Source organism: Nocardia aobensis NBRC 100429 (assembly GCF_000308375.1).
GTDB classification, from domain to species: Bacteria; Actinomycetota; Actinomycetes; order Mycobacteriales; family Mycobacteriaceae; genus Nocardia; species Nocardia aobensis.
The window spans coordinates 1-25,539 of the sequence record NZ_BAFQ01000014.1 but is presented as its reverse complement, the minus strand read 5'-3'; the positions used below and the strand labels follow the sequence as shown (position 1 = coordinate 25,539).

Below are 25,539 nucleotides of genomic sequence, written 5' to 3'. Positions count from 1 at the left end.
ATCGGAACTCGTGATACGTCGGCGAACAAGGAACACACAATGCCTATCGACCTGAAAACCGCTCTCGGAGCGGAACTTCCGAGCCAGGAGTTCTCCTGGACGCCCTCGGATGTGCAGCTGTACCACCTGGGCCTGAGCGCCGGTACCCGCTGGACCGACCCGGGCGAACTGCGATACCTGGACGATCGGGAGCCGCAGGTGCTGCCGACCTTCGCGACCGTCGCACCGACGATGCGGGTCACCGAACCACCGAAGGTGAGCTATCCGGGCGTGGAGATCGACCTGGCCAAGGTCGTGCACGGCAGCCAGGAAATCGTTGTGCACCGGCCGATTCCGGCCGAGGGCAAGGCGAGCAGCACCGGCCGGATCACCGAGGTGTGGGACAAGGGTTCGGCCGCGGTGATCGCCCACGAGACCGTGATCACCGGATCCGACGGGCAGCCGCTGTGGACGGCCCGCTCCTCCATCTTCGCCAAGGGTGAGGGCGGTTTCGGTGGTGAGCGCGGCCCGAGCAGCAAGGCCGTGCTCCCCGACCGGGCCCCGGATTTCGAGGTCCTCACGCCGACGCTGCCGCAGCAGGCACTGCTGTACCGCATGTGCGGTGACCGCAACCCGCTGCATTCGGACCCCGAATTCGCCCGTGCCGCAGGCTTTCCCAACCCGATCCTGCACGGCCTGTGCACCTACGGCCTGGTCTGCAAGACCGCGACCGACACCGTGCTGGACTCGGACGCGAGCCGGGTGACCGGCTTCCGGGCGCGCTTCGCCGGCGTGCTGTATCCGGGCGAGACGATCCGGTCGCGGATCTGGCGCGAGGGCGACGAGCTCGTCATCGGCGCGACCGTGGTCGAACGCGAGGACGCCCCGGTACTGAGCGATGTGCGGCTGAGCTTCACCGCCTGATCGGCGCGACTCGCCACCGAACGAAGAACCGCCCGACCGGCAGTGCCGGTAGGGCGGTTTCTTCTATCCCGGTTCGCTGATGTTCCGGGCGGGGCCTGTCGGCGTCAGTCCGGGAAGCCGGTGGCGAACAGGCCGGCGATCGCGACGGAACAGATGACGGCGATGATCGGGATAATCCACATGCCAACAGACTACAAGGTGTAGTAGGAAACCACGACATCGTGTAGTAGGGCAAACACCCTGGTTGTGGGGTATATCACGCTCGGTCGACTACGTCGGTTCCGCGGTATCCGGGGCGTCGTCGTGCCCGATCAGGCCCTGCACGATCGCCGCGTACAACACGATGACCAGCACCGGGGCGAGCAGCGGCAGCCACGCCAGCCGTCCCGGAATCAGCGTCGCCAGCACCGCCGCCGCCGCGAATCCGAGCGCCCCGACGACCGACGGCAATGTGGTGGGAACCACACCGGCCGGGGCGTGCAGCGTGGCGGTGTTGAGCAGATAGGTGGTCGCGACCAGACCCGTCCCGGCGGCGGCCAGCGCACCGGTATCGGCCCACGCCAGCGCACCCAGGGCGACCAGCACCGCCACCACCGCCACCGTGCGGAACCGCCAGCCGACGACCACCGCGACGAAAACCGGAATCGCCGCCCACGGCAGCACGATGCCGACCGCGGTGGTCAGCAGCAGCCCGGACAGTACGGCCAGAAATCTCGTCATCGCTTCACCCGCACCATGCGCCGATGGTCGGGCAGCAGCCGCATCGCCTGGTCGAGGCGGGCACCGTCGGGCCAGGCCACGATATCCACTCCGACGGTGCCCATATCGCGGTACATCGCGGTGCGTTCCAACTGCCACATCCGGGCCAGCGTCGGATCCAGGCCGTCCTTGAACGGCGTGCCGCGCAGCACGTCGACAACCACCACGGCGTGGCCGCGCTTGCGCAGATCGATCAGGGCCAGCGCGAATTCGGTGTCGAGCAGGGTCGAGAACGCGACCACGATCGCACCGATCGGCACGGCCGTATGCGGGGCCAGCGTGCCGACATTCGGGATGTGCTCGTCGCCCACGCCGAGCACCGTGTCGACGATGCGATAGAACTGGCGCCGCCCGATATCGGGCCGCAGCCAGCGCGGCGCGCGGCCCAGGCACACCACGGCGGTGCGGTCGCCCGCCTGCAGCGCGGTCTGCGCGACCTGCGCCGCACCGCGCACGGTCAGCTCCATCGAATCCGAGGCCGGACCCGGAGCCTGTAGCGAAGTATCCACCAGCACAACGACATCCGCGGCCCGGTTGGTGAGCCGCTCGGTGACGTAGAGGCGGCCGCGGCGTGCGCTCACCGGCCAGTTGACGATGCGCAACTGGTCGCCGGGCGCATAGGCGCGGATATCGGCGTACTCCACGCCGGGCCCGTGCCGGCGGGTCAGATGGGTGCCGATCCGTTCCGGAAGTTCGGTGCGCGGCAATCGCATTCGCTGCGGATCGGCGATCGGGTACACGTACACCTCACCGGCCGCGACACTCGCGGAGGCCTGGGCCAGCCCCGCCGGGCTCAACGCCGTCAGCCGGACCGTCACCGGATAGCGGCCCCAGCGCTGGGTCGACAGCGCCAGCCGCAGACCGGCCGGCGCGGGCCCGGAATCGGAGGACTCCTCGACCCGCAGCTCCAGCCCGCTCGCCTCCTCGGGACGACAGCGCAGCAGCGCGTGCCCGTGTTCGACGAACGCGGCGACCGGCAGCTCGACCTCCTCGGATTCGAAGCAGCGCAGAATCCCGCCACCGTCGACCTGAACCCTGGTGCGCGCCAATTGAATCGGCGCGGTGGCCAGCACGCCCAGCATCGGCGCCGCGAAGACCGCCAGCTGCCACCGATCCAGCATGATCGCCGGCACCAGCGCGACCGCGGCGGCCACCGCCAGCATGTACACCAGTGGCGCGGGCCGCCAGCGCAGATCGACCTCGCTCGCCGAGGTGGTGTCGCGATGTCTCATGTCACCGTCGCGCGCGGTACGGGCAGGCGGCGCAGCAATTCGGAGATCACGTCCTCGCCGCGGATCCGGCGCACCCACATCTCCGGGCGCAGCGTGATCCGGTGCGCCATCGCCGGAACCGCCAGCGCCTTCACATCCTCCGGGATCACGTAGTCGCGCCCCAGCAGCAGCGCCCGGGCGCGGGCCATCTGCACCAGATCCAGTTCGGCGCGGGGACTCGCACCGACCTCGACCTGTGGGTGACCGCGGGTGGCGGCGGCCAGCGCGACCACATACGTCACCACATCCGGGTGGACGGTGACGAATTCGACCGCCTGCCGCATCTCCACCAGGCCTTGCGCGTCCACCACCTGCCCCACCTGCGGGGTGACCGCGCCACGTTCGAGCCGGCGGCGGATCATCTGGGTCTCGTCCTTCTCCGACAGATATCCCAGCCGTAACTGCATGGCGAATCGGTCCAGCTGGGCCTCCGGTAACGGATAGGTGCCCTCGTACTCGATCGGATTGTCGGTAGCCAGCACGATGAAAGGCTGTGGCAGCGGGAAGGTTTCGCCGTCGATGCTGACCTGCCCCTCGGCCATCGCCTCGAGCAGCGCCGCCTGTGTCTTGGGCGGGGTGCGGTTGATCTCGTCGGCGAGCAGCATATTCGTGAATACGGGCCCGCGCCGGAAGTTGAACCGGCCCGAGGCCATGTCGTAGATCGTCGAGCCGATCAGATCCGCGGGCAGCAGATCCGGGGTGAACTGCACGCGCGTGAAGTCCAATCCCAATGCGGTGGCGAAGGATCTGGCGATGAGTGTCTTACCGAGGCCCGGTAGGTCCTCGATCAGGACGTGGCCGCCCGACAGCACCGCGATCATGATCAGCTGCAGCTCTTCGCGCTTGCCGACCACGGCGCGGGCGATCTCCCGCAGCACCGCATCGGTGCGTTTGATGGTCACATCCAAAGGTGTCGTCATATCCGATCTCGCATTAGTTCCAACCCATTTCACCTGTTCGGCAAGCTGCTCACATGCTCTGCAAGCGACGTAGAATCTCGTCGAGGGCGTCCCGGCCGGGCGCACGCGTGGTCTGATCACGCGGCGACGAATTGGCCGGATCCACCCAGCGCCACAGTTCCGGACCGAACTGCAGCCGTCCGGCGGCCTCGGTGGCCTTGCGGTTCTTCGCGATCCGATGACCGCTGGACAGTTCGAACTCCTTGGCCAGCAGCGGGCGCAGATAGCGATCCCAATCGGCCCGGGTGCCGTCGGCGCGGGTCGCGAGCATCTGTGCCCGCGCGTGCCAGCGGCTCAGCATTTCGGCCGGGCCGTTCTCGAAGTCGTGGTCGTCGTCGGCACGGTCCCGCGCCCGGGAGCGCTCGACCAGCGACCACAGCAGCAGGGCCAGGGCGCCGAGCACCGGCACCCCGACCAGCAGCGGCAACATCTCACGCTGGTTGCTCAGACCGACCAGCTCGATCAACGCGATCATCGCCACCGCGCCGACCACGATCGTCATCCGGGTCACAGCCGCGCCCCCTGCAGATCCGCCAGCACGATGCGCAGCAGTTGTTCGGCACGCATGCGCTGCCATTCCAGGATCGAATGCGGGCTGAACCGGGCCTCCTCGAACAGCGTCACCAGTTCACGGGCCGAGGCGTCGTGCAGGACGCCGCGATCGAAGGCCCGCGCCAGCACCTCCGAGGGGGTGTCGGAAATCAGTGGCGCCACCTCGCGGGCCTGCGCCAGACCGCTCTCCATCGCGACGTAGCAGGCGATGATCGCGGCGCGCGCATCCTTTCCGGAGGCCATCATCGCGGCCAGGCCCATTTCGGCAACCTGTGCCAGCGATACCGGCGCCTCGGCGGGTGCGGGCACCGACGGAACCGCCGGTGCGCCGCGGCCATCGCGGGCGCCGAAGGCCACCACGCCGAGACCGAGGATCGCGACCGCCACCAGCACCGCGGCGCATACGCCGACGAACAGCAGGGCGTGGCCGCTCAGCTCCGGAGTGCCGGAGAACGGCTGGGTGGTCGGCGGCGCGGTCGTTTCGGGCTGGTGTGCGGTGGCGGGCGGATTCGAACGCGGCGCGGGAGCTTCCTCACGGCCGCCGGCGAGCAGATACACCGCCCACACGATCGCGGTCAGCACGGCCGCGACGGCGGTGCCGATGAGGATCACGATCCCGAACCGGCTCAATCGGAACGGCTGCCGCTTGCGGTCCCGGTCGACCTCGGCCATCGCCAGCGGCGCGTGGTGCTGGCTGGTCAGCACCCCGGCCAGCAGGATCACCACGGATACCAGCGACAGCACCGGCATGAGTGCCACCGTCACCGCCGAGGGCGGGGACGGCGCATGCGGGCCGCCGGTGCCCGGCAGGTATCCGCGCAACGCGAAGACGACGCACGCCATCAATGCGATCAGCCCGATCGCGCGTGGTATCGCCGTTCTCACCCCGGCCACGGGCCTCTCCCAGAAAACATCCGAACTGCACAAACAGGCACATCGTTACATGCCGAACGGTCCGTGAGGAGGGAAATCGTGACACCGGACGGTGACCGGTGCGGTCTATGCCCCTAGCCGCCAGTTGACAGCCGGCGAAACTGTGACCGCGCACAGCAAATGGCCTCGTCTCCGGCAGATCCGTCCAAACGAGTGCACTTCACTTCGGCAGACCCTCACGAGAGGTCGGCCACCATGCTTCCCGCCGATTCGGCCGGCTCGGCGACGCTCGCCGGGCGAGCACCGGGCAACCGGCTCAGCCGGCTCGCGGTGCGCTCGAGATCCGGGGCGGCGGCAACGTCGCGGACCAACTCCGGCAGCGAAACCTCGGTGTAGAGGGTGAGGGGCAGATCGGCGTCGTAGAGCACGTCGACGAGGTTGACGAAGCGCGTCACCGCGTCGACCGGAACCCGCCGCAGCGGGGGCACCGCACACACCACCCAGCGCCGGTAGGTGTGGGCGAGGTCCAGAAAGTCGATGGCCGACAAGGGCTTCCCGCAGATTTCGTCGAAATCGACGACCAGCAGGTCCGCCTCCGCGGCCCTCGCCCGCAGCAGGAGATGGGCGATCGGCATCGCGGCCGGACGGTCGGCGCCGGGCCGGTGCCCGCGCACGTAGCGCCCGCTGGAGAATCCGGTCCCATCGCAGATCCGGTCCCGGTACCCGCGAGCGCGGTAATCCTGCGGTCCGTCGACGGTGACCACGGCCAGATGGGCCCGCAGCAGCGCGATGGCGGGTTCGAATTTCGCGTGCGTCAGCGGATTGGGCAGAAGCTGCTCGGGCGGATAGTTCGAGGTCGCCACCAGCACGATGCGGCGCGCGAACAGTGTCTGGAGCAGGCGGGTCAGCAGCATGGCGTCGCCGACATCGTGAACATGGAATTCGTCGAAACAGATCAGTTCGGTGTCGCCGAGCAGTGCGTCCAACGCGGCCGGCAGACCGCCGGATTCGGCGATCGCGGTATGGAGCCGGGCGAAGAACTGATGAAAGTGGTAGCGACACTTACGTGTCGAATCCACTCGCGCGAAGAATTCGTCCATGAGCATCGTCTTGCCGCGGCCGGGACGACCGTGCAGGTACACCCCGCGCACCGGCCGCGAGAACGCCGACGGCAGGACCTGCGAACCGAAGCCGCGCGGAAATGCCCAGCGGCGCCGGCCCAATCGTCCGGCCACCGTAGCCAGTGCCGCCGCGGCCGCACGCTGATCGTCATCGAGAACCGGTCCGTCCACGATCTCCACCCTCCTGAGGGCTCTACATCCGTAGAGCACCTCTACACTTGTAGAGGATGATTCGGTGCGAGACGAGAGAAGGTGACGATGTCCACAGATCCGGAGGTGCGCGCGGCGGACCGGCGCGAACTCATCACCGGCACGGCGATCGACCTGATCGCCCGCGAGGGGCTGCGGGCGCTGACCCATCGGGCACTCGATACCGAGGCCGGCCTACCGCCCGGCTCGACCTCGTACTACTTCCGCACCAAACGCGCGTTGATCGAGGCGATCGTGGACGCGATCACCGAGCGGTCGCGCACCGATTTCCGCGCCGCCGACCTGCCGGCCACCGACCCGGACGATATCGCCGCCGCGGTGGCCGCATGGCTGGACGACCTACTGGCGCAACGCCGCAACCATCTGATCGCCCGCCACATGCTGATCACCGACCTACTCGGCGACCGCGAGCTGCACCCGCGACTGGTCGCGAGCCTGTTCTCCCATCGGCACGCGCGTGAACTGTTCCGCACGCTCGGGGCAGCCGATCCCGACACGGCCGCAGCCGATTACATCGCCGTCATCGAGGGCTTGGTATTCGACCGATTCGCCGGTGCGCGAAGGGAATCGGCCGCAGGGACTCGGGAGAGCGCCGAGCAGTTGGCCCGGCCGTTGCGTGCGCAGCTGCGCGCCGCGATTGCATAAGCGACAGCGTGTGCCGTGAACTAATCGTGCAAACCTCGGCGATTTCGGCGGTTTTCCGCCGATTTCGCGGAGGTTTGCACGAAAAGTTCAGGCTCGGAGCAGACGACCGGCCCGGCCGGTCCGTCAGGCCGCGGTCAGCACCAGCCCGGATGTCGGCACGCCGGTTCCGGCGGTGACGACGATGTTCTCCAGGCCCTCGACCTGATTCACCGAGCTGCCGCGGATCTGGCGCACCCCCTCGGCGATGCCGTTCATGCCGTGGATGTAGGCCTCGCCCAGCTGGCCGCCGTGGGTGTTGAGCGGCAGCCGGCCGCCGATTTCGATCGCCCCGTCGGCGACGAAATCCTTACCCTCGCCGCGACCGCAGAAGCCCAGCTCCTCGAGCTGCATCAGCACGAACGGGGTGAAGTGGTCGTAGAGAATGGCGGCCTGCATATCGTCGGGCCGCAACTCGCTCTGCGCCCACAGCTGGTCACCCACCAGGCCCATCTCCGGCAGACCGGTCAGGGCGTCGCGGTAATAGCTGGTCATCACGTACTGGTCCGCACCGGAACCCTGGGCCGCACCGGCGATCAGCGCGGGCTTGTTCGGCAGGTCCCGGGCGCGCTCGGCGCTGGTGACCACGATGGCCACACCGCCGTCGGTCTCCTGGCAGCAATCCAGCAGATGCAGCGGTTCGGCGATCCAGCGCGAGGCCTGGTGGTCGTCGAGCGTGATCGGCTTGCCGTAGAAGTGGGCCGCCGGATTCACCGCGGCGTGCTTGCGGTCGGCCACCGCCACCCGGCCGAAATCCGCACTGCTCGCGCCGTATACGTGCATATAGCGCCGGGCCACCATGGCGACCTGCGCGGCCGGAGTGCCCAGGCCGTGCGTATAGGAGAACGCGTTGTCCACACCCGACGAGCTGGGATTGCCGGTCGCCAGATGAGTCGCGAACTGCCCGAAGCGATTTCCGGACCGCTCGTTGAACGCGCGGTAGGCCACCACGACATCCGCGACTCCGGTGGCGACGGCCATGGCGGCCTGCTGCACGGTCGCGGCCGCCGCGCCACCGCCGAACGGGATGTTGCTGAAGAACTTCAGGCTCGGGATACCGGTGGCCCGCGCGACCGCGGCCTGGGTGTTGGTATCCATGGTGAAGGTCGTCAGGCCGTCCACGTCGGCGGGGGTCAGCCCCGCGTCCGCGAGGGCGGCGGTGACGGCCTCGGCGGCGAGGCGCAGCTCGCTGCGGCCGGAGTCCTTGGAGAAATCGGTGGCGCCGATGCCGACGATCGCGGCGCGGCGGCTCAGACCCGTCACTGGCGTGCCTCCTGCAGGGAGATAACGGCTTTCGCCGTGATGTGGTCGCCGAGGCTGTCCTTGCCGACCACATCGATGGTGATGTCCGCGCCGTCCACGGCCGCCACGGTTCCGCTGAGTGTCAGGGTGTCGCCCGCGTACAGCGGCACCCCTAGGCGCAGGGCGACGGATTTCACGATCGCCCCCGGCCCCGCCCAATCGGTGACGAATCGCTGCACCAGGCCGGTGTCGGTGAGGATGTTGACGAAGATGTCCTTCGACCCGCGCTCGACGGCCTTGTCGCGGTCGTGGTGCACGTCCTGGAAGTCGCGGGTGGCCAGCGCGGTGGAGACCACGAACGTCGGGTCGGCGTGAATCACCAACTCGGGCAGGGTGGTTCCGACCTGCACGGCGGCGGGCTGAATCGTGGAGGTCATCGCACGGCCTTCCAGTAGGGCACGGTGTTGTCGTCGTCGAGCCGCTGGAAGCCCACTTCGACGGGCAGCCCCACCTCGACCTCGGCGGGGTCGATGCCGCGCAGCTCGCCGAGCATGCGCACGCCCTCCTCGAGTTCGACCAGGGCGACGGCGTAGGGCACCTGCCGGCCGGGCACCTTCGGCGCGTGGTGCACCACGAAACTGAAGACGGTGCCGCGGCCGGAGGCCACCACGTAATCGGACTGTTCGGTGTGGTCCTTCCACAGCGCCGGAACCGGCGGATGCTGCAGCGTCCCGTCCGGCCGGCGCTGGATCCGCAGTTCGCCGAGTTTCGTTCCGTCCCAGAAGAATTCGGTGTCCTTCGACACGGTGGGCCGGACCCGCTTCGCCAGATCCTCCGCCGACACCTCGCCGGGGGCCGCGGCGGGCTCGGCCGTACCGGGTGCGAATTTCAACATCCGGAACAGCATCTCGGTGACCGGTTCGTCGTCGACGTACCAGGTCAGCAGGTAGGTGGCGAACCAGCCCTCACCTAGGCCGGTGCGCTTGGGCCCCACCAGTTCTCGCAGCCTGGTCCGCGCCACCGGACGCTCGCCGAGGCGTAGGTAGCGGTGGTAGGTCTGCTCACAGTTGGTCGCCACCACCGAGGTGTAGCCGGCGGCGTCGAGCAGATCGTTGACCGCGTTCATCGGATCGTCGGCGGGCCGAGATCCGTGCAGGCCGGGCATGGTCCACACCTGGGCCATGGCCGGCGGCGCGACGATGCCGGGATGTCCGGCGGCGCGGGCGGCCTCGTCGTCGACATAGATCGGGTTGGCGTCGCCCAGCGCCTCGACCCAGTTGTTGATCATCGGCTGGTTCACCGGGTCGCGGCCGAGGCGCGGCGCGGACTCGCCCAGCTGCTGGATCTTCTCGCCGGCGGCGCGGATCTCTTCCGCCGTCATGGTTTCCGACACGCGAAAACTCCTATCTCGGTACGCGGGGCAGGCGCAGGCCCATCTGCGCGATCAGTTCGCGCATGACCTCGTTGACGCCGCCACCGAAGGTCACGACCAGGTTCTGCTTGGTCCGCTTGTCCAGCCAGGTCATCAGTTCCGCGGTGTCCGGATCGGCCGGATCGCCGAAGCGAGCCACGATCTCCTCCGCCAGCCGGCCCGCCTCCTGCAGTGCCTCGGTGGAGAACACCTTGGTCGCCGAGGCATCGGCGATCACATCGCGCTGATCGGCGTCGGGGCGTTCCATATTCGAGGCGACCTGCCAGTTCAGCAGTTCGTTGACTCGCACCATGGCATGCAGGCGGCCCAGTGCGCGCCGCACTTCGGTCTCTTCCAGCACGCCGTGCCGCTGCGACCAATCGCGCACCCGCTCGTAGAGCTGTTCGATCTTGCCCGACGGGCCCAGGCTGACCCGCTCGTGATTGAGCTGGGTGGTGATCAGCTTCCAGCCGCCGTTCTCCTCCCCGACCAGCATTTCCGCCGGCACGCGGACGTTGTCGAAGTAGGTGGCGTTGGTGTGGTGCGCGCCGTCGGCGGTGATGATCGGCGTCCACGAGTAGCCCGGATCGGTGGTGTCCACGATCAGGATCGAAATGCCCTTGTGGCGGGACTCGACCGAACCGGTGCGCACCGCCAGCCAGACGAAATCGGCTTCGTGCGCGCCGGTGGTGAACACCTTCTGCCCGTTGACGATCCAGTCGCCGTTCGCATCCCGCACCGCCGAGGTCCGCAGTGCCGCCAGGTCGGTACCGGCGTCCGGCTCGGAATAGCCGATGGCGAAATGGATGTCGCCGGTGAGGATTCCGGGCAGGAACTTGCGTTTCTGCTCCTCGGTACCGAACGACTGCAGCGCCGGGCCGACGGTCAGCAGCGTCACCAGCGGGACCGGCACATCGGCGCGGACCGCCTCGTTGTAGAAGATCTGCTGTTCCAGCGGGCCGAAGCCCTGGCCGCCGTACTCCTTCGGCCAGCCCACGCCCAGCCACCCGTCGCGGCCCATTCGCTTGACCACCGCCCGGTAGGCGTCCCCGTGGCGGTTCACCGCCATCTCGGCCTCCTCCTCCGGAGTGACGAGATCGGCGAAGTAGGCGCGTAATTCGTCGCGCAGCTTGTGCTGTTCAGCGGTCAGATCGATGTACATCTGGCTCCCAACCGGTCCAGCCGGAACGACGCACCGCCGAGCCAGCGGGCGATGTCCTTGGCTTGTGAGTAGTAGCGGTGCAGCGGGTGAGTCACATCGACGCCGATACCGCCGTGCAGGTGATGGCACCGCTGCATGGCCGCCGGCAGCTCGGAGGCCACACAGAACGCCAGCACATCGAGGTCGTCGTCGACACGTGCAGTGTCCTTGGCGCCGCCTCCGGCGTCGCGGGTCGCAGCCCCCGGAGGCTCGGTCCTTCCCTTCTCCGCTCCTCCGCTTCGCTCCCCCGCTCCGTCAGTCCAGGCCCGAGCCGGGCTGCGACCTACATACTGCGCCAGCGACCAGTTCGCGGATGTCGCGGCCACCTGCAGGGTGCGCGAGACCACGTACACGTCCGCGATTTCCTGTGCGACGGCCTGGAATTCGGCCAGCGGGCGGCCGAACTGCTGCCGGGTCCGCAGATGTTCCGAGGTCAGCGCCAGCACACCTTTGAGCAGGCCGTCGGCGACCGCGCCGAGGGTTGCCAGGGCGATGCGGTGCAGGTCCTCCAGCGGAATATCCAGCAGCTGCGCCGCCGGAATCACCGTGTCCTCGAAGGACACCGAGAATTCCGGCGCGCCGGTGGAACTCGGGCTCTCGGTGCGGGTGATGCCCTTCGCGTCACCGTCGACGACCGCGATTCCGCGATCGGTCGGCACCAGAATCCACTGGGCCTGCTCCGCGTACGGCACCGCGATCTTGCGGCCGGTGATCCGCGCCGAATCGCCGTCGGCCACCGCCTTCGTCCGCGGTTCGGCGACGAACGGGGCGCCCGGCTCGTGCAGTGCCGCGGTCAGGATCGCGCCCTTGGCGACGGCGGGAAAAACCTTGGCCGCCAAGTCGTCTCCGGCATGGCCGACCAGCGGCAGCACGCCGAACCCGAGGGTCGACAGCGCCGGCACCGCCACCGCGTCGGTCGCGAGTTCGGTCAGCAGGGTCGAGACCTCGAGCAGTCCCATCCCGTCGCCGCCGTGCTGTTCCGGCAGCGGCAGCGCCAGCAGCCCGCTGTCGACCAGCGCGGGCCACAGCGCGAGATCACGCGCGCTGTCGTGTTCGAGCAGGCTCACGACGACTTCGGCGACCGCGTCCTGACTCTCGTCTCTGGTGAAGTCCAATTCTTTTGCTCCCTGTCGGATGTGGGCTGCTCTGGCGGCCCGGCCCTGCGATATCAGCCCTTCGATTCGCGCGGCAGCCCGAGAATCCGCTCACCGGCGACGGTCAGCAGGATCTGTTCGGTGCCGCCGGCGATCGACAGACAGCGCGTGAGCAGGAATTCCTTCACCACGCCGGTGTCCAGCGCACCGGCTGTTCCGGCCAGCTCGGCCGCGAATTCGGCCACCGCCTGCCGGTGCCGGACGCCGACCAGTTTGCGGACGCTGCTCTCCGCGGCGGGGTCACCGCCGGACAGCAACTTCTTGGCCGCGCGCGCCTCCAGCAACGTGCCGGCCACCGATTCGGCGATCAGCGCGCCGAGGCGATCGGCGACCACCTCGGCACCCGGGCCCGCGGTGGGAGCGGCCGCGATCACGGCCTCCAGCTCCTCACCGATTCCCTTGCCGCCCATGGCCACTCGCTCGGCGGAAAGCGTGGAGCGGGCGATCCGCCAGCCGTTGCCGAGCTCACCCACCAGACAGTCGTCGGGGACGAACACGTCATCGAGGAAGACCTCGTTGAAGCGCGCCTCGCCGGTGATCTCGACCAGCGGCCGGATCTCGAGCCCCGGGCTCTTCATGTCGACCAGGAAGTAGCTGATGCCCTTGTGCTTGGGTGCGGCGGAATCGGTGCGCGCCAAACAGATTCCCCACGTGGCACGGTCGGCGAGCGAGGTCCACACCTTCTGGCCCCGCAGCTTCCAGCCGCCCTCGACCCGCTCGGCGACGGTGCGCAGCGCCGCCAGATCGGAGCCCGCGCCCGGCTCCGAGAACAGCTGGCACCAGATCACCTCACCGGTGAGCGTCGGTGGGGCGAAGCGCTCGATCTGCTCGGGCGTACCCCATTGCAGCAGGGTGGGAATCGCCCAGTTCGCGATGACGAGGTCGGGTAGTTCGATTCCGGCCTTGCGGATCTGGTCCTCGATCAGGCTGCGCTGAATCGGCCCGGCGGCGCGGCCGTAGGGGGCCGGCCAGTGGCAGGCCAGCAAACCGGCGTCGGCCAATGCGGCACGCTGCTCCGCGGCGGGCAGGGCGGCGATCCGGGTCAGGTCGGCGGCCAGCACCGTCGCCTCGGCGGCATCCACACCGGCTGCCTCCCAGGCGGTTCCGCCTTCGGCGTCACCGAGGTCGATCGATACCGTGCGGCGTACCCCGGCCTGCGTCAGCTTCGCCACCTCGGCGCGCCAGTGCGCCGAACCGCCCAGCAACGCCCGCAGCGCGGTCGCGCGCCGCAGATACAGATGCGCGTCGTGCTCCCAGGTGAAGCCGATACCGCCCAGCACCTGGATGCAGTCCTTGGCGTTCTCCACGGCGGCGTCCAGCGCGATCGTCATCGCGACGGCGGCGGCCAATCGCAATTCGCGCCCACCGGAATCGCTCGCATCAGCCGCCGCGGCTATCGCCGGATCAGCCGCTGCCGCAGCGTCTGCGGCCACGGCGCGGGTCTGTTCGGTGCGGCACAGCATCCAGGCGCAGATGTGCTTGATCGCCTGGAATTCGCCGATCTTGCGCCCGAACTGCTCCCGGACCTTGGCGTAGTCGACCGCCGTCTCCAGACACCAGCCCGCGATCCCCGCGGCCTCCGCCGCGATCAGCGCGGCCACGAGATCGCCGACCGCGTACGGCGGTTCGAAGACGTGGTCGGCGGGCACCGCGACGTTCGCGCAGGTCACGCGGGCCAGCGGAGTACTGGGGTCCAGGGGCTCGAGCGCCTCGACCGTCACACCCGGGGTGCCCGCGGGCAGCAGGCACCACAGTTCGCGGTCGCCGGAGCGTACCGGCAGCAACAGCGCGGTCCGCTCGTCGGCGCCGAGCACGGTCTCCCAGGTACCGGTCACCTCCGGTGCGTCGGTTGCGTTGTGCGACAGCACAACAGCCTGGCCCAGGGCGATACCGCAGGGCGTATCCTCGTCGAGGGTGTCGCCGGCAACGAGGCCGGCCAGCGCGGTAGCCGTCACCGGTCCGCCCACGAGATCATGCGCCGCCTGCTCGATCAGCACGGCCAGATCGCTCACGCAGCCGCCCGCGCCGCCGGCCTCCTCGGGGACCGCGACGCGGAAGACGCCGAGGCCCACCAGGCCCGGCCAGAATTCACGCCAGTACCCGGGCGCGCCAGTGCGCATTGTTGCAATCGGGTGCACCGCTGCGGCCCATCCGCGCATCGACTCCTGGACGGCTTTATGCTCGTCAGTGGTGGCGATGGTCACACTCCATACCGCCTTTCCGGCGTGACTCCCACACCTAGAACATGTTCTAATGTGACGGTCGGGCGTAAGTCAAGGGGCGTCCGTCGCCGCCGCTGAACTACGCTCGTCGGCCACCGGAACCGACGTGCGTGCAGGAAAGGACTTTCACGAATGGCCAGTCCCTCCCGAGAGCAGGCAGCCGACTCGGGTGCGCAGAACGGAGCCCGCAATCGCGCGACGGTCAGCACCCTGAGCGAGGACGAGCTGAGCTCGGCGGCCCAGCGCGAGCGGCGCAAGCGAATTCTCGACGCCACCCTCGCGCTCGCCTCCAAGGGCGGTTACGACGCGGTGCAGATGCGCGCGGTCGCCGAACGCGCCGACGTCGCCGTCGGCACGCTGTATCGATACTTTCCCTCGAAGGTGCATCTGCTGGTCTCGGCGCTGGCCCGGGAATTCGAGCAGTTCGACAGCAGACGCAAGCCGCTGGCCGGGCAGACCCCGCAGGAACGCATGCACGTGATGCTGACCCAGGTCACCCGGGCCATGCAGCGCGATCCGCTGCTCACCGAGGCCATGACGCGGGCGTTCATGTTCGCCGACGCCTCCGCGGCCGCCGAGGTCGACCGGGTCGGCAAGGTGATGGACCGCTTCTTCGCGCGTGCCGTGAACGAGGGCGAGCCCACCGAACGCGATCTGGCCATCGCCCGGGTGATCAGCGACGTGTGGTTGTCGAATCTGGTGGCGTGGCTCACCCGGCGCGCCTCGGCGACCGATGTGGCCGAGCGCCTCGACCTGACCGTCGACCTGTTGCTGGGCGAGAAGTCCTGAGCGCGCGGCAGGAAGCGAATTGCCGGACAATGTAGGTCCGGGCGTTCGAAACCTGCCTGGCGAGCTCGTGTAAACAGCACGTATCACTGCGCCAACACGCGGGCAAACCTGACCCAGTAAAGTTTCTCGCGCCCTGAAAAATCTCCTCCGATCACTAGGTTGGATGCGTGAGCGCACAGGATCTGCCACACGAACTTCGCCGTGCCTTGTCGGCCGTAGCCCGCGTGCCGCGGCTATTGGTCGCTTCGGACTACGACGGGACAATCGCGCCCATAGTCTCCGATCCGGCAAAGGCCTATCCCCATCGGGAATCGGTGAGCGCATTGCGTGCGCTCGCCGGCCTGACGACCACCACCGCGGCCGTCATCTCCGGCCGCGCGCTGCGAGATCTCGCGGCGCTTTCCCGGCTTCCCGTCGAGGTGCAGTTGATCGGAAGCCACGGCTCGGAATTCGATGTCGGCTTCGTGCACGCCATCGACAACGACGCCAAGCAACTGCTGACCGAGGTGCGCCACGCCCTGGCCGCCATCGCCGACGACAATCCCGGCGTCACCGTCGAAGCCAAACCGGCCAGCATCGCGCTGCATGTGCGCAATGCCACTCCCGAGGTGGGCCGTCGCGCGCTGCAGCAGGCCCGGCAGGGCCCGGCGAGCTGGGTCGGAATCCAGGTCACCGAGGGCAAGGCGGTCATCGAACTGGCCGTCATCCAGACCGACAAGGGCGCCGCTCTCGACATCATCCGCCATCAGGAGGGCGCCTCCGCGGCGGTCTTCTTCGGTGACGACGTCACCGACGAGAAGGCCTTCGCGCGGCTGTCGGGTCCGGATATCGGCATCAAGGTGGGCGACGGCGACAGCCTGGCCGAATACCGGGTGCCCAGCACCGAGGAGGTCGCCAAGGCCTTGGCGTTCCTGCTCGAGGAACGCCGCACCTGGCTGGCGGGCGCGTCCGCGCCGCGCATCGAGCGGCTGACCATGCTGGCTTCCCCGCGCTCCAAGGCGCTGCTCACCCCGGACGGGACCGTCAGCTGGTTCTGCCATCCCGAACCGGATTCGGCGGCGGTCTTCGCCCACCTGCTGGGCGGTCCGGCGGCCGGACATTTCACCATCGCCCCCGAGCGTCAGAGTCTGCCGCTGTCACAGCGCTACGTCGACGGCACGATGACCGTCGAAACCCGTTGGTCCAGTTTGAAGATCGTCGACTACCTGCCGCACGACGTCGCACTGGAACGCACCGATCTGACTCGTGTGATCACCGGGGACGCGCGTGCGGTGGTCACCTTCGCACCCCGCCCCGAATTCGGGCAGGTGCCGGTGACGCTGGTCCGCGAACCGGCCGGCCTCCGCGTGCACGGCACCAACGATCCGATCGTGCTGCGCTCCCCCGGCGTGCAGTGGGAGATCTCCGAGGAGGGCATCCACCACGTCGCCCGCGCGGTGGTCGATCCCTCGCAGGGACCGATCGTGCTCGAAATGCGCTGCGGCACCTCCGATCTCGCCCCGGCGATGGTCAGCGAGGCGGACCGGCGTAACGAGGCCGAGCGGTACTGGCGCGACTGGGCCTCCGATCTGAACCTGCCGCCGCTCAAGCCCGATCTGATGAAGCGTTCGGCACTGACGCTGCGCGGACTGGTGCATGCTCCGTCCGGGTCGATTCTGGCCGCGGCCACCACCTCGCTGCCCGAGGACATCGGCGGCGTCCGCAACTGGGACTACCGCTACTGCTGGCTGCGCGACGCCTCGCTCACCGCGCACGCGCTGGTCACCCTGGGCTCGCTGTCGGAGGCCGAGGATTTCCTGGCCTGGACGCACCGCGTGCTCGAGACCCTGGCCGGACCGGAACGCCTGCACCCCCTGTACACGCTGTACGGCGAGACGCTGCCTCCGGAGGCCGTGCTGGACCAGCTGCCCGGTTACGCGGGCTCGCGGCCGGTGCGCGTGGGCAACGCGGCGAATATGCAGGTCCAGCTGGACGTCTTCGGCCCGATCGTGGATCTGATCGCGGCCCTGGCCGAGGCACGCGAGGGCAAGGGCATTCTCGACCCGGCCAAGGCGCTGCCGGACCGCGACTGGGAACTGGTGCAGGCCATGGTCTCGGCCGTGCAGCGACGCTGGCGCGAACCCGACCACGGCATCTGGGAGATCCGCGGCAACCCGCGTCACCACGTGTATTCGAAGGTGATGGGCTGGCTGACCGTCGACCGGGCGCTGAAACTGGCCGAGCGGTTCGACCGCGGCATCGATCCGGTGTGGGTCGAACTGCGCGAGACCATCGCCGACGAGGTCAAGGCCAAGGGCTGGAACGAACAGGTCCAGTCCTATACGGCCGCCTACGACGGCACCGATCTGGACGCCGCGACCCTGCACATCGGCCTCAGCGGTCTGATCGAGCCGTCGGATCCGCGCTTCGCGGCCACGGTCGTCGCCACCGAGGCCGAGCTGCGCAGCGGCTCGACGGTGTACCGCTACCACCACGACGACGGCCTGCCCGGCGGCGAGGGCGGTTTCCACCTGTGTGCCGCCTGGCTGGTGGAGGCCTACCTGCTGATCGGCAAGCGTGAGGACGCCGAGGCGCTGTTCGCCCAGCTGGTGGATGTCGCCGGCCCGACCGGACTGCTCAGCGAGGAGTACGACCCGGTCGCCGAACGCTCCCTGGGCAACCACCCGCAGGCCTACAGCCATCTCGGTCTGCTGCGCTGCGCTCAGTTGCTGAGCCAGCCGGTCGCGGCGATGGTGCAGTAACTCCAGCTCGCCGGATACCCGTTCCAGGGCCCGCGGTCGCTCGGATCGAGCGCTCGCGGGCCCTGTTCGTGGTGCGGTTCACATCCCGGTCGGTCCGATCGATGGGGTCCGGGCTGGACACATACGCTACATTTAAATGGAAATCGTTTCCGTTAAGAGCTCGTGTGCAGGAGTACCCGCGTGATCAGAAGTTTCGCCGCTCGAATCGCTGTCGTCACGCTGGGAATCACCACCGCGGTCACGCTGGCCGCCTGCTCGGGAACCTCCGCGGATTCGGGGAAGCCGAAGATCGTCGCCTCCACCGACGTGTGGGGCAGCGTCGCGGCCGCGGTCGGCGGTCCCGATGTCGAGGTGAAGTCGATCATCGACAGCCCGAACGTGGACCCGCACTCCTACGAGACCAGCCCGACCGATGCCGCCGCGATCCGCGACGCCGCGCTGGTCGTCTACAACGGCGGGCACTACGACGAGTTCGCCGAGAAGGCGGCCGCGGGCCGTGGCAAACCCAGCATCGCCGCCTTCGACCTGCGTTCGGCGCCGAACGACGAGAACGAACACGTCTGGTACGACATGAAGACGGTCGACGCGGTGGCCGGGCGGATCGCCGACGAACTCGGCCGCATCGATCCCGGGCACCGGCAGGCGTTCGCCGACCGCGCCGCGGCGCTGCGCGGGCAGCTGGCGGGCGTCACCGCGATCACCGCGAAAATTGCTGCCGCGCATCCGAAGTCGCCGGTGCTGCAGACCGAGCCGCTCGCACACTACCTGCTCGCCGCCGCCGATACCGACGACCGCACCCCGCATCCCTTCGAGGAAGCGATCGAACAGGGCACCGATCCGTCCCCGGGGGATCTGGCGGCGGTACGAGACCTGTTGACCGGCAAGCAGGTTCGAGCGCTGGTCTACAACATCCAGACCGAGGACAAGACCACGAAGGACGTCGCCGCGACCGCGAAATCCGCGGGCGTGCCGATCGTCGAGGTCACCGAAACCCTCCCGGCGAACACCGATTTCGTGACGTGGCAGACCGGCAACGCGACGGCGCTGGCCGGCGCGCTCGGCTGAGGGAGACAGTGATGACGGGGCACACCCGAACCGAGGCGCCCGAGCAGGCCCCGGCGAAGGCATCGCATATCGCCGCCCCCGCGGTATCGCTGCGGGGAGCGAGCCTGGCGTTCGGGCCGCGCACACTCTGGCAGGGCCTCGATCTCGATATCGCGCCCGGCGAATTCGTCGCGGTGCTGGGGCCCAACGGATCCGGTAAGACCTCGCTGCTGCGGATGCTGCTGGGACAGCTCGCGCCCAGTGCGGGCACGGTCGAGGTGAGTGGGGCGCCCGCGCGGCTGGGGAATCCGAGGATCGGTTATGTGCCGCAACAGAAGACGATCGACGCCGGCGTGCAGTTGCGCGGCGTCGATCTCGTCGGGCTGGGCGTGGACGGGCATCGCTGGGGCCTGGGCTGGCGCGGCCGGGGCGAACGCCGCCGCCGCGTCGCCGACGCCCTCGCACAGGTCGGTGCCGAACATTTCGCGAACGCGCCGCTGGAATCGCTGTCCGGCGGGGAACAGCAGCGGCTGCGGGTGGCGCAGGCGCTGGCCGGTGATCCGCGCGTGCTGCTGTGCGATGAACCGCTGCTGAGCCTGGATCTGGCGAATCAGCGGCTGGTGTCCGAACTCATCGATCGCCGCCGCCGCACCCACGACACCGCGGTGCTGTTCGTGACGCACGAGATCAATCCGATTCTGCCGCTGGTGGATCGGGTGCTGTATCTGGTGGAGGGCAAGTTCCGGATCGGCACCCCGGACGAGGTGATGACCTCGGAGGTGCTGTCGGAGCTCTACGGCACCGAGGTCGACGTACTGCGCGTGCGCGGCCGGCTGGTGGTCGTCGGCACCGGTGACGAGATCGATGCGCTGGGCACGCACCACACCGAGGGAGCCGGCGAATGAACGACAAACTTTCCGATGTCCTCACCAAGATGCTGGATCTGCACACCACCGCCGACCTGCTGTCCTACGACTTCGTGCAGCAGGCCGTGCTCGCGGCCGCCCTGCTGGGACTGCTCGCCGGCGTGATCGGACCGCTCATCGTGAACCGGCAGATGTCGTTCGCCGTGCACGGCACCAGCGAACTGTCGCTCACCGGTGCGGCGGCGGCGCTGCTGGTCGGCATCGGCGTGGGCGCCGGGGCGATCGCGGGTTCGGTGATCGCGGCCGTCATGTTCGGGCTGCTGGGTTCCAAGGCGCGCGAACGTGATTCGGTGATCGCGGTGGTGATGTCGTTCGGGCTCGGCCTGTCGGTGCTGTTCCTCTGGCTGGGGCCCAGTCGCGCCGGATCGAAATTCTCCCTGCTCACCGGACAGGTGGTCAGTGTCGGCGGCACCGGACTCACCTCGCTCGCGCTGTGCACCATCGGCGTGCTGGCGGTGCTCGCGTTCATCTATCGCCCCTTGCTTTTCGCCAGCACCGACCCGGAAGTGGCCGTGGCGCGCGGGGTTCCGGTGCGCGCGCTCTCGGTGGTGTTCGCGGTGCTGCTCGGCGTGACCGCCGCCTTCGGGGTGCAGATCGTCGGCGCCCTGCTGGTGTTGTCGCTGCTGATCACCCCCGCCGCGGCCGCCGCTCAGCTCACCGCGAGCCCGCTACGGGCGACACTGCTGTCGGTGCTGTTCGCCGAAATCGCCGCGGTCGGCGGAATTCTGCTGTCGCTGGCCCCCGGCGTCCCGGTCTCGACCTTCATCACGACCATCTCGTTCGTGATCTACCTGGTCTGCCGGTTCATCGGCCGCCCGATCCTGCGGGCCCGCCGGCGCACGGCCCTGCGGACGCCGGGCACTGCCGAGTCACGAGTGGGCGGCGTGTCGGATCCGGCTCCGCGGATCGACGCCTCGAACGACCCGGATTCGCTACGCGGCCGAGCGGAGGACGTGCAGCTGCCGGTCCGCGGGTGAGATCCAGCGGTCGTCATCGGCCGCCCGTCTCGGGTCAGCTCGGCCAGCAGGACTGCCCGCCCGGCCCGGACAGCAGAATGACCAGGACGAAGCCGCCCATCATGGGCACGACCCCGAGGCCGCTCGCGACGACGACGAGATTGCGGTTGATGTCGTGTCGACGGGACCACAGGCGGATCAGCACGAGAACTCCGAGGGCCAGCATCACAGCGGCGCCGGTGATCTGGAACGTCTGCGCGGCGCGGAACGCCGCGTCCCGGGCGGCAGCGTCACCGTGCACCGGGTCGCAGTAATCACCGACTCCCTGCGTGAAGAACGAGTAGCCGCCCAGAAAGATGAACGGGCCCAACACTGCCGAGGCGAGCGCGTACATCCAGGCGAGGACGAAGGGTCGGTCGAGCAGAAGTTTCATCGGCCGAACTGTAAGTTCCCGCCGATGCTGGGAACGCTCGGGCCGATCCGCCCGCGTCTCAGTTCGCGCCGCTCTCACCGGCGAGCGCGAACAGCCCGTCGGCGGTCTGCTCGATCAAGCCGTCGACGAGCAGGGAATCCAGGGCCCGATCGCGCTGGCCCGGATCGCGGGTCCAGGCCAGGTCGAGAGCCACTCGTTCGACCGGTCCGGTCGCCGCGCGCAGCACGTCGAGGAGGCGGCCGCGAGCCTGCCGGTCCGTGCCGTCGTACTTCTGGGTGCGACGCACCACGTCCGAGGCCGGGCGACCGGAGGTGACCCACGTGCAGCGCGGCAGCGGACAGCGCTCGCAGTCGGGATTGCGCGCGGTGCAGACGGTGGCTCCCAGTTCCATCAACGCCGCGGAGAAGACCGCCGCCCGGTCGATCCGGACCGGCAGCAGGGCCTCGGTTTCGGCCAGATCGCGGGTGCGCGGGTTCCCGGCCTCGGCCCGGCCGTGCACCGCCCGGGCAACCACACGGCGAACGTTGGTGTCCACCACCGGAACTCGCTGCCCGTAGGCGAAGCAGGCCACCGCCCGAGCCGTATAGGCGCCGATGCCGGGGAGGGTGAGCAGCACCTCGACATCGTCGGGCACCACGTCGCCGTATTCGGCGGCGAGCACCCGCGCGCATTCGTGCAACCGCAGGGCGCGACGCGGATAGCCGAGCTTGCCCCACGCGCGCAGCACCTCGCCGGGCGAGGCGGCGGCCATGGCCGAGGGCACCGGCCAGCGCCGCACCCATTCCCGCCAGATCGGCTCCACCCGCACCACGGGCGTCTGCTGCAGCATGATCTCGCTCATCAGGATCTGCCAGGCGCTCACTCCGGGGCGCCGCCACGGCAGGTCCCGGGCCGACTGCTCGTACCAGTCGATCAGGACGTCGCTGTCCACGCCCGCGGCCGGGTCGCGGGTGGCCTCGGTCGCCGTCTTCGAGCTCACGACATCACCGCCGCGCGAGCCCGCCGGTGATCCGAAATTTGCCCATGTGTAGCCGAACGGACTCGCCGGTAGCCCTCAAGCCATGGAAAATGGGACGCATGCCTCATACCAACCCGATCAGTGCCTGGAAGTCTCTCCGCGAGGGTAACGACAGGTTCGTCAACGGCACACTGCAGCACCCCAGCCAGGGCGCCGCCGACCGCGCCAAACTCGTCGGCGGGCAGCAGCCCCGGGCCATCCTGTTCGGGTGCGGCGACTCCCGGGTCGCCGCCGAGATCATCTTCGACCAGGGCCTCGGCGATATGTTCGTGGTTCGGACCGCCGGCCACGTCGTCGACGAGTCGGTGCTGGGTTCGATCGAATACGGCGTCGAAATCCTCAACGTGCCGCTGATCGTCGTCCTCGGGCACGACAGTTGCGGCGCGGTCCGCGCGACCATCGACGCACTCGACGACGGCAACGTGCCCGGCGGATTCATCCGCAGCGTGGTCGAGCGCGTGACGCCGTCCATCCTGACCGGCCGCCGCGACGGACTCACCGAGGTCGACGAACTCGAGGCCCGCCATGTGCAGGAGACCGCGCGCTTGCTCACCGATCGCTCGAAGATCGTGTCCGATCGGGTCGCGAGCGGGCAGTGCGCCATCGCCTGTGTGAACTACAAGCTTGCCGACGGCCGCGCGCTGCTGCACAAGGTGATCGGCGATATCGGCGAAACGGTCTGAACCACAACGGTTCTCACACGGTGACCGCCGGGTGACGGCGCCGTCGCGGAAGACGGTGCGAAAATGTACCCGGCGTCACCGCCATTTCGGCGCCGACACGCCGCGTACCTGAGCGGAACGGCACGATCGTGCCCTTACCGTTGTTGCCGTGCTGGAACCGAATGGACCGCTGCCGCCGGAGATCTACTGGCGTCGCCGCCTGCTCGCCATCGGCGCGCTGATCGTCGCGCTCGCTCTGGTCATCTGGCTGGCGTTGATGTTGCTGCGCAGCGGCGGGGGCGACAAGGACCCCAAGGCCGCGGCGGCGACCTCCACCTCCGCCAAGGCGGCCGGGTCCACCACCGCCGATCCCAGCGGTTCGAAGGTTCCGGCCTCGGGCACCGTCAATTCGACGGCCAGCGGCGTCCCGGCCCCGTGTCCGGATCAGTCGCTGGCGGTGAAGGTGACCGTCGGCCAGCCGACCTACAAGGCCGGTGATCAGCCGGTGATCACCATCGTGCTGACCAACATCTCGACCGCGGCCTGCAGCCGGGATATGGGTTCGGGGCTGCAGCAGGTGTGGGTGCAGTCGCTGGACGGCCAGCGCAAGCTGTGGTCGAACACCGACTGCGATCAGGGCGGTCCGGCCGATGTGCGCACGCTCAACGGCGGCCAGCAGGCGGCGTTCACCCTCACCTGGTCGGGTACCACGTCGCAGCCGGGTTGTGCGGGCGATCGCGTTCCGGTGCCGGCCGGCGGATACGCGGTGGTGGCGCAGTTCGGTTCCGTGCGCAGCGCACCGGAGACCTTCAACATCGCCTGACACGAGGCTCGAATCCGGCCGCGCCCGAACCGGTTCAGACGGTGCCGGATTCCGTCCGGTTCAGACGGTGCCGGATTCCGTCGATCGGACCGCACCGGACTCCGACAGCCGGGACAGGCCCTCGCGGATCTGGCGGGCCAGATGCGCATCGATGCCGTCGACGCCCTCGATCTCCGACGCACTCGCCGATACCAGGCCCGACAGCGAGCCGAAGGCGGCGATCACGGGTTCGGCGCGGCGCAGCGGCACCCGCGGGATCTCGGCGAGCACCCGGTATCCGCGCGGGCCCACGGCGGTGTCGAGAGCTTCGAACGTCGCCGGAAAACCCAGGGCCGGGGCGAGATTGGTGAGTTCGAGCAGATCCACCTCGAGCAGCCCGTCGAGGGCGGCCAGGGTGCGGTCGACCATCGCGTCGTCGACCGGTTCACTGCGAATGTAGTCGCGGACCAGCAGGCGGCGCAGGGCCTCGGTGTTGCCGACGAGTTCGGCCAGTTGCAGCGCCAGCTGGCGGCCGTCGACGCCGAGTTCGGCCACGTCGGAACTGATTTCGCGCGCGACGCGGCGGACCAGTTCCAGGCAGTGCACCACCGCCAGCACATCGCGCACCGTCGCGCAGTCGTTCAGTTCCACCAGTGACAGCTGCCGGGTGGTCTCGTCCAGCCGGGAGCGGTAGCGCTCCAGCGTCGCCATCGCCTGATTGGCTCGCGACAGGATGGTCTCCGAGGTCTGTATCGGATGCCGGTGCCCGTTGAGATAGACCGTGACGATGCCCGTCGAGCGGCTCACCGACACCACCGGATAGCCGGTCTGCGCGGCGGTGCGCTCGGCCGCCTTGTGCCGGGTGCCGGATTCGGTGGTCGGCAGGCCGGGGTCGGGCACCAGATGGACATTGGCGCGGCGGATGCGTGCGCCGTCGGTCGAAAGCACCACGGCGCCATCCATTTTCGACAGCTCACGCAGCCGGGTCGGCGAGAATTCGACATCGAGTTCGAATCCGCCGTCGCAGATTCGTTCCAGCTCCTCGTCGTAGCCGAGCACGATCAGCCCGCCGGTGCGGGCGCGCAGAATCCGGTCGATACCGTCGCGCAGTTCGGTGCCCGGCACCAGCCGGGCGATGGTGGTGCTCAAACCGGGATCGTCGTCGGCACGGACCGCCTCCGCCGCGGGCATCGCCTCCGCCGCATCCGCCGCGACCGGCACATCCGCTGGGCTCATGAACCTGCCGCGCGGCGCGGGACGGCCGAGCAGGTGGGTCACCCAACGGCCCGGGATCATTCCACAGCCTCCACACGCTCGCGTCGTCGCTTCGACAAACCACTCGAGGCGAGTGCCGCACGAACACTCGCGACCTCGTGCACCTTCATTCCGATGCCGGACAGGTCGGTCCCCGGCGGTACCAACGCCTCCGTGAAACCTAGCCGCTCGGCTTCGCGCAATCTGCGCCCGACCCCCGTGACACGCCGGACCTCCCCGGCGAGACCGACCTCGCCCAGCACCACCATGCCCGCGCGCAGCGGGATATCGCGTTCGGCGCCGGTGATCGCGACCGCGACGGCCAGATCGGCGGCGGGTTCGGTCAATCGCATCC

Annotated in this window: 25 protein-coding genes; 9 read left to right on the top strand and 16 right to left on the bottom strand. The window is 69.0% G+C overall.

Annotation, left to right across the window (positions count from 1 at the left end):
* The first annotated feature begins 39 nt into the window (after positions 1 to 39).
* Positions 40 to 903: an enoyl-CoA hydratase ChsH3 gene (gene chsH3 / locus RJ03_RS02325; RefSeq protein WP_036497575.1), complete on the top strand. Its 864-nt coding sequence runs from the start codon at positions 40 to 42 to the stop codon at positions 901 to 903.
* A gap of 270 nt (positions 904 to 1,173) precedes the next feature.
* Here chsH3 and RJ03_RS02320 read toward each other — a convergent pair whose 3' ends face one another.
* From RJ03_RS02320 to zapE, 6 genes are all read right to left on the bottom strand, one after another.
* Positions 1,174 to 1,623 carry a hypothetical protein gene (locus RJ03_RS02320; RefSeq protein WP_036497542.1) on the bottom strand — a complete coding sequence of 150 codons (450 nt, stop codon included), beginning with the start codon at positions 1,621 to 1,623 and terminating at the stop codon, positions 1,174 to 1,176.
* Complete coding sequence (locus tag RJ03_RS02315; RefSeq protein ID WP_036497540.1) at positions 1,620 to 2,894, bottom strand: DUF58 domain-containing protein; 1,275 nt, start codon at positions 2,892 to 2,894, stop codon at positions 1,620 to 1,622. The genes RJ03_RS02320 and RJ03_RS02315 overlap by 4 nt, the downstream gene beginning before the upstream one ends.
* Positions 2,891 to 3,853 (bottom strand): AAA family ATPase, encoded by a 963-nt coding sequence (locus RJ03_RS02310; protein ID WP_036497539.1) that lies wholly within the window; start codon positions 3,851 to 3,853, stop codon positions 2,891 to 2,893. Before RJ03_RS02310 ends, RJ03_RS02315 begins: the two co-directional genes overlap by 4 nt.
* Before the next feature lie 49 nt (positions 3,854 to 3,902).
* Positions 3,903 to 4,394 carry a hypothetical protein gene (locus RJ03_RS02305; RefSeq protein ID WP_036497574.1) on the bottom strand — a complete coding sequence of 164 codons (492 nt, stop codon included), beginning with the start codon at positions 4,392 to 4,394 and terminating at the stop codon, positions 3,903 to 3,905.
* A 5-nt stretch (positions 4,395 to 4,399) separates the two neighbouring features.
* Entirely contained in the window at positions 4,400 to 5,338 is a 939-nt protein-coding gene (locus tag RJ03_RS02300; RefSeq protein WP_245552162.1) for a DUF4129 domain-containing protein, read from the bottom strand.
* A gap of 215 nt (positions 5,339 to 5,553) precedes the next feature.
* Positions 5,554 to 6,609, bottom strand: a complete 1,056-nt coding sequence (gene zapE / locus RJ03_RS02295; RefSeq protein ID WP_245552161.1) for a cell division protein ZapE — start codon at positions 6,607 to 6,609, stop codon at positions 5,554 to 5,556.
* A gap of 87 nt (positions 6,610 to 6,696) precedes the next feature.
* Here zapE and RJ03_RS02290 point away from each other — a divergent pair, with 87 nt between their 5' ends.
* Entirely contained in the window at positions 6,697 to 7,293 is a 597-nt protein-coding gene (locus tag RJ03_RS02290; protein ID WP_036497537.1) for a TetR/AcrR family transcriptional regulator, read from the top strand.
* Positions 7,294 to 7,416: 123 nt separating this feature from the next.
* On the opposite strand, the gene RJ03_RS02285 is transcribed toward RJ03_RS02290, so the two are convergent.
* Genes RJ03_RS02285 through RJ03_RS02260 form a run of 6 tightly spaced genes read right to left on the bottom strand, consistent with a single transcriptional unit; the run spans position 7,417 to position 14,541 of the window.
* Positions 7,417 to 8,592 carry a lipid-transfer protein gene (locus tag RJ03_RS02285; protein WP_036497536.1) on the bottom strand — a complete coding sequence of 392 codons (1,176 nt, stop codon included), beginning with the start codon at positions 8,590 to 8,592 and terminating at the stop codon, positions 7,417 to 7,419.
* A complete protein-coding gene (locus RJ03_RS02280; protein ID WP_036497534.1) occupies positions 8,589 to 9,008 on the bottom strand; it encodes a MaoC family dehydratase in 420 nt (139 codons plus the stop codon). The genes RJ03_RS02285 and RJ03_RS02280 overlap by 4 nt, the downstream gene beginning before the upstream one ends.
* Entirely contained in the window at positions 9,005 to 9,952 is a 948-nt protein-coding gene (locus RJ03_RS02275) for a bifunctional MaoC family dehydratase N-terminal/OB-fold nucleic acid binding domain-containing protein (RefSeq protein ID WP_083870558.1), read from the bottom strand. The genes RJ03_RS02280 and RJ03_RS02275 overlap by 4 nt, the downstream gene beginning before the upstream one ends.
* 22 nt (positions 9,953 to 9,974) lie before the next feature.
* The gene (locus RJ03_RS02270) at positions 9,975 to 11,144 is read right to left on the bottom strand and encodes an acyl-CoA dehydrogenase family protein (protein WP_036497532.1); all 1,170 of its coding nucleotides are present in this window, start codon (positions 11,142 to 11,144) and stop codon (positions 9,975 to 9,977) included.
* Positions 11,129 to 12,298, bottom strand: coding sequence for an acyl-CoA dehydrogenase family protein (locus RJ03_RS02265; protein ID WP_036497530.1), 1,170 nt, complete (start codon positions 12,296 to 12,298; stop codon positions 11,129 to 11,131). Before RJ03_RS02265 ends, RJ03_RS02270 begins: the two co-directional genes overlap by 16 nt.
* Positions 12,299 to 12,351: 53 nt before the next feature.
* The gene (locus tag RJ03_RS02260; RefSeq protein ID WP_036497529.1) at positions 12,352 to 14,541 is read right to left on the bottom strand and encodes an acyl-CoA dehydrogenase family protein; all 2,190 of its coding nucleotides are present in this window, start codon (positions 14,539 to 14,541) and stop codon (positions 12,352 to 12,354) included.
* A gap of 150 nt (positions 14,542 to 14,691) precedes the next feature.
* Between RJ03_RS02260 and kstR the strand changes: the two genes are divergently transcribed.
* The 5 genes from kstR (at position 14,692) to RJ03_RS02235 (ending at position 21,036) form a co-directional block, all read left to right on the top strand.
* Positions 14,692 to 15,348, top strand: a complete 657-nt coding sequence (kstR, locus tag RJ03_RS02255; RefSeq protein ID WP_036497527.1) for a cholesterol catabolism transcriptional regulator KstR — start codon at positions 14,692 to 14,694, stop codon at positions 15,346 to 15,348.
* 167 nt (positions 15,349 to 15,515) lie between these two features.
* Positions 15,516 to 18,089: a trehalose-phosphatase gene (otsB, locus tag RJ03_RS02250; protein WP_036497525.1), complete on the top strand. Its 2,574-nt coding sequence runs from the start codon at positions 15,516 to 15,518 to the stop codon at positions 18,087 to 18,089.
* Between the two features lie 180 nt (positions 18,090 to 18,269).
* Positions 18,270 to 19,154, top strand: coding sequence for a metal ABC transporter solute-binding protein, Zn/Mn family (locus RJ03_RS02245; RefSeq protein WP_051024160.1), 885 nt, complete (start codon positions 18,270 to 18,272; stop codon positions 19,152 to 19,154).
* Positions 19,155 to 19,165: 11 nt separating this feature from the next.
* On the top strand, positions 19,166 to 20,038 hold the full coding sequence (locus RJ03_RS02240) for a metal ABC transporter ATP-binding protein (RefSeq protein ID WP_083870555.1): 873 nt from the start codon (positions 19,166 to 19,168) through the stop codon (positions 20,036 to 20,038).
* On the top strand, positions 20,035 to 21,036 hold the full coding sequence (locus RJ03_RS02235; RefSeq protein ID WP_083870554.1) for a metal ABC transporter permease: 1,002 nt from the start codon (positions 20,035 to 20,037) through the stop codon (positions 21,034 to 21,036). The genes RJ03_RS02240 and RJ03_RS02235 overlap by 4 nt, the downstream gene beginning before the upstream one ends.
* 34 nt (positions 21,037 to 21,070) lie before the next feature.
* Here RJ03_RS02235 and RJ03_RS02230 read toward each other — a convergent pair whose 3' ends face one another.
* Complete coding sequence (locus tag RJ03_RS02230; RefSeq protein ID WP_036497523.1) at positions 21,071 to 21,448, bottom strand: hypothetical protein; 378 nt, start codon at positions 21,446 to 21,448, stop codon at positions 21,071 to 21,073.
* Between the two features lie 58 nt (positions 21,449 to 21,506).
* Entirely contained in the window at positions 21,507 to 22,427 is a 921-nt protein-coding gene (locus tag RJ03_RS02225) for an iron-sulfur binding domain-containing protein (RefSeq protein WP_051024159.1), read from the bottom strand.
* A gap of 98 nt (positions 22,428 to 22,525) precedes the next feature.
* Here RJ03_RS02225 and RJ03_RS02220 point away from each other — a divergent pair, with 98 nt between their 5' ends.
* Together RJ03_RS02220 and RJ03_RS02215 are read left to right on the top strand one after the other, a co-directional pair.
* Positions 22,526 to 23,149, top strand: coding sequence for a carbonic anhydrase (locus RJ03_RS02220; protein ID WP_036497560.1), 624 nt, complete (start codon positions 22,526 to 22,528; stop codon positions 23,147 to 23,149).
* A 148-nt stretch (positions 23,150 to 23,297) separates the two neighbouring features.
* A complete protein-coding gene (locus tag RJ03_RS02215; protein ID WP_036497521.1) occupies positions 23,298 to 23,951 on the top strand; it encodes a DUF4232 domain-containing protein in 654 nt (217 codons plus the stop codon).
* A gap of 60 nt (positions 23,952 to 24,011) precedes the next feature.
* On the opposite strand, the gene disA is transcribed toward RJ03_RS02215, so the two are convergent.
* Complete coding sequence (gene disA, locus RJ03_RS02210; RefSeq protein WP_051024163.1) at positions 24,012 to 25,121, bottom strand: DNA integrity scanning diadenylate cyclase DisA; 1,110 nt, start codon at positions 25,119 to 25,121, stop codon at positions 24,012 to 24,014.
* Positions 25,122 to 25,222: 101 nt separating this feature from the next.
* The coding region (locus tag RJ03_RS02205; protein WP_036497519.1) for a magnesium chelatase domain-containing protein at positions 25,223 to 25,539 on the bottom strand (317 nt) is incomplete at its 5' end.

Excerpts from the sequence above, each read along its gene's own strand:
- RJ03_RS02310 (WP_036497539.1), bottom strand. The coding sequence starts at position 3,853 with ATGACGACACCTTTGGATGTGACCATCAAACGCACCGATGCGGTGCTG.
- disA (WP_051024163.1), bottom strand. The coding sequence starts at position 25,121 with ATGCCCGCGGCGGAGGCGGTCCGTGCCGACGACGATCCCGGTTTGAGC.
- kstR (WP_036497527.1), top strand. The coding sequence starts at position 14,692 with ATGGCCAGTCCCTCCCGAGAGCAGGCAGCCGACTCGGGTGCGCAGAAC.
- RJ03_RS02275 (WP_083870558.1), bottom strand. The coding sequence starts at position 9,952 with ATGACGGCGGAAGAGATCCGCGCCGCCGGCGAGAAGATCCAGCAGCTG.
- RJ03_RS02220 (WP_036497560.1), top strand. The coding sequence starts at position 22,526 with ATGCCTCATACCAACCCGATCAGTGCCTGGAAGTCTCTCCGCGAGGGT.
- RJ03_RS02270 (WP_036497532.1), bottom strand. The coding sequence starts at position 11,144 with ATGTACATCGATCTGACCGCTGAACAGCACAAGCTGCGCGACGAATTA.
- RJ03_RS02290 (WP_036497537.1), top strand. The coding sequence starts at position 6,697 with ATGTCCACAGATCCGGAGGTGCGCGCGGCGGACCGGCGCGAACTCATC.
- RJ03_RS02320 (WP_036497542.1), bottom strand. The coding sequence starts at position 1,623 with ATGACGAGATTTCTGGCCGTACTGTCCGGGCTGCTGCTGACCACCGCG.
- RJ03_RS02240 (WP_083870555.1), top strand. The coding sequence starts at position 19,166 with ATGACGGGGCACACCCGAACCGAGGCGCCCGAGCAGGCCCCGGCGAAG.
- RJ03_RS02235 (WP_083870554.1), top strand. The coding sequence starts at position 20,035 with ATGAACGACAAACTTTCCGATGTCCTCACCAAGATGCTGGATCTGCAC.
- chsH3 (WP_036497575.1), top strand. The coding sequence starts at position 40 with ATGCCTATCGACCTGAAAACCGCTCTCGGAGCGGAACTTCCGAGCCAG.
- RJ03_RS02280 (WP_036497534.1), bottom strand. The coding sequence starts at position 9,008 with ATGACCTCCACGATTCAGCCCGCCGCCGTGCAGGTCGGAACCACCCTG.
- RJ03_RS02315 (WP_036497540.1), bottom strand. The coding sequence starts at position 2,894 with ATGAGACATCGCGACACCACCTCGGCGAGCGAGGTCGATCTGCGCTGG.
- RJ03_RS02230 (WP_036497523.1), bottom strand. The coding sequence starts at position 21,448 with ATGAAACTTCTGCTCGACCGACCCTTCGTCCTCGCCTGGATGTACGCG.
- RJ03_RS02305 (WP_036497574.1), bottom strand. The coding sequence starts at position 4,394 with ATGACGATCGTGGTCGGCGCGGTGGCGATGATCGCGTTGATCGAGCTG.